Below are 2950 nucleotides of genomic sequence, written 5' to 3'. Positions count from 1 at the left end.
GCCGTCGCGATCGCGCCATCCCCTCGCCCCACCGCAATGGAACTCCTGTCCCCCCTGCGTTTACCGACCAGCATCTTTGGTGCCGGCAGCCGCTACGCGAAGGGGAAGCTTTGATCCTCGCTGCCTGCGGACGGGCAGGCAGTCCGGGACTAGGCAGCGGCATCAGAGTGGGACGAGATCCGGGGAGCAAGGGAAGGTCAACCAGTTCATACCGCGCCCCGCCAGTATTATTCAGGGTTGAACCATCGTCCGTTTCACATACTGTGTGTATCCTTCGGATGGGGTGGTGATCGCGGTATATGGGAGCCGAAATGGTTTCTTGGTTCACAGGTATCGATGGCGAAACGGCTGCGTGGATGGGGATTGCCGCCGCAATCCTAATTGGAACCAATCTTGGGCTCTTGTATTGGGATCGGTACTTGAACAAGTTTCACAATGAGCAAGAAGCCAAGCGGTGAGTCAGTCCTTGCTGTGGTTCCGGTGCTTAAAGTACCAGCTCAAATAAAACAATGGGACTGCGACAATCACGATGGCGGCAACGCCCCAGATCCATTCCCCCATGGATATCCTCCTTCCGATCTCGTTTGTCCCCGTTAGGATTCTTCGAACCAAGGCAACCTATGCCTTGGAACCTGTGGCCCGGAGCGTACAGCAAATGGCGCATGATCAAGCGATCATGCGCCTAACTTGTACGTCGATGAGTCTGGGCCTCGAAGAAGGCTAAAGAAGGTTAATCAGTGGAATCGATTTGAGGACGACCGTCATAATGCCCAGTATGAGTCCGGCTGTCGCTGCGCTGTGGCCAGCGGCGAGGCGGTTGGCGCGTGCGAGCCCGATCGCGCTGAAAATGATGGCGAGAATGCCAAGTGTATAGCCAATGGGCACCCCGAAGATGGGAATCCAACTGAGTACAAATCCAATGATGCCGATGACGCTTCCAGCCAGTGCAAACATGTTGCTTCCCGGCGATGCGCCGTTTCGAGAATTCCAAGCGGGATCGTTCATTCAAACATCCTCCCAAGTTCATATGCAGCAGAATATTCGTTTGTCGGTGATCATTTCCTGTCATTGGCTGAAGGAAATTTTCCTCATTATGCGCTTGTTTAGTCCAAAGTCTGCGCAAAATTCTGTTTGCTTGAACGAACTGTGTCCATTTTTGTGAATACTGAAACAACCTTGTTCGATCACGTTGACACCCCTATAGTCCGTTGCTATACTGCTCACAATATTTTGGGGCACGGGACTTCTGTGCATAGTATGAGGGGGAACTGTGGTGGGGAACGCTTGGGAAAATAAATTTGCCTACGAGGGCCTGACGTTCGACGATGTGTTGTTGCTGCCGGCACACTCGACCGTATTGCCACGTGATGTCGACGTATCGACGAAACTCACGACAGATATTCATCTCAACATTCCAATTATCAGCGCGGCGATGGATACCGTGACGACCGCGACGATGGCAATTGCTATGGCGCGCGAGGGCGGGATCGGGATTATTCACAAAAATATGCCGATTGAGGAGCAGGCGGAAGAGATAGATCGGGTGAAGAGATCGGAAAGCGGGGTCATTACGAACCCGATTTTTTTAACGCCAGATAAACCTATTCGCGACGCGGAAAATCTGATGGCAAAGTATCGGATTTCCGGAGTCCCCATTGTGGAATCGGGATCGCAAAAGCTGGTCGGCATCATCACGAACCGGGACCTGCGTTTTGAGCGCGACTATGATCGCCCCATCAAAGAAGTCATGACCTGCGGGAATTTGGTGACGGCGCCGGTTGGGACGACGCTGGAAGACGCGAAGGAACTGCTGCAGACGCACAAGATTGAGAAACTGCCCTTGGTCGATCGCGATGGACAACTCCGTGGCCTCATCACCATCAAGGACATTGAGAACGCCCGACGTTTCCCGGCTGCGGCGAAAGACGCGCAGGGCCGTTTGATCGTCGGGGGCGCAGTGACGGTTTCGGCCGATTTGATGGATCGGGTGGAGGCCTTGGTGCGGGTGCAGGCGGATGTCATCGTGATCGACACCGCACATGGACATTCCGAGGGCGTTCTGCAAGGGATTCGCGACGTTCGCAAGCGGTATCCCGACATTCAAATCATCGCGGGGAATGTGGCGACGGCGGCTGGCACGAAAGCCTTGATCGACGCCGGTGTCAATGCGGTCAAGGTCGGGATTGGGCCGGGGTCCATCTGCACAACGCGCGTCGTCGCTGGCGTTGGCGTTCCGCAAATTACCGCGATTTATCAATGCGCCACCGTGGCGCGCCAGGCGGGGATACCGATCATCGCCGACGGAGGCATCAAGTACTCCGGAGACATCGTCAAGGCGCTTGCGGTCGGTGCAAGTTCCGTGATGATTGGCAGCTTGTTGGCTGGAACGACAGAGAGCCCTGGGGAGATTGAAATCTATCAAGGGCGGCAGTTCAAGGTGTACCGCGGTATGGGCTCGATTGGCGCGATGAAGGCGGGCAGCGGGGATCGATATTTCCAAGGTGATAAGAAGCCCGATGAGACGAAAAAGCTCGTTCCGGAAGGCATTGAGGGGCGCGTCGCGTACCGTGGACCAGTGAGCGAGATATTATATCAGATGGTCGGCGGCCTGCGGAGCGGCATGGGATACACCGGATCGCACAACATTCAGGCGTTGCAGGACGAGAGCCAGCTTGTGCGGATTACATCGGCTGGTTTGCGCGAAAGCCATCCGCACGATGTCCAAATCACCAAAGAGGCGCCGAATTATTCGATTTAAGGATGTGTCTGCCGGTGCCTCTCGCTCGCTAGGCTTCGGGCTGACGCCCTGCAGAATCGCTCGCGAAAGGCACCGGCAAATCGAGTGGGGGCGCGCATGGAGCGACTAGGGTGCCTGCCGGTGCCTCTCGCTCGCTAGGCTTCGGGCTGACGCCCTGCAGAATCGCTCGCGAAAGGCACCGGCAAATCGAGT

Annotated in this window: 3 protein-coding genes; 2 read left to right on the top strand and 1 reads right to left on the bottom strand. The window is 55.9% G+C overall.

Going from position 1 to position 2950, the window contains the following annotated elements; translation table 11 throughout:
- Positions 1-299 precede the first annotated feature (299 nt).
- The gene (locus tag AAC01S_RS19460; RefSeq protein ID WP_157071293.1) at positions 300-458 is read left to right on the top strand and encodes a hypothetical protein; all 159 of its coding nucleotides are present in this window, start codon (positions 300-302) and stop codon (positions 456-458) included.
- A gap of 262 nt (positions 459-720) precedes the next feature.
- On the opposite strand, the gene AAC01S_RS18280 is transcribed toward AAC01S_RS19460, so the two are convergent.
- Positions 721-1005 carry a hypothetical protein gene (locus AAC01S_RS18280; RefSeq protein WP_067625910.1) on the bottom strand — a complete coding sequence of 95 codons (285 nt, stop codon included), beginning with the start codon at positions 1003-1005 and terminating at the stop codon, positions 721-723.
- A 268-nt stretch (positions 1006-1273) separates the two neighbouring features.
- Between AAC01S_RS18280 and guaB the strand changes: the two genes are divergently transcribed.
- Complete coding sequence (gene guaB, locus AAC01S_RS18275; protein WP_067625907.1) at positions 1274-2758, top strand: IMP dehydrogenase; 1485 nt, start codon at positions 1274-1276, stop codon at positions 2756-2758.
- Positions 2759-2950: the final 192 nt, after the last annotated feature.

Source organism: Alicyclobacillus acidiphilus NBRC 100859, from assembly GCF_001544355.1.
Classification (GTDB): domain Bacteria; phylum Bacillota; class Bacilli; order Alicyclobacillales; family Alicyclobacillaceae; genus Alicyclobacillus; species Alicyclobacillus acidiphilus.
Note: the sequence above shows the minus strand (reverse complement) of the source record. Positions and strands in the feature narration are given on the sequence as shown.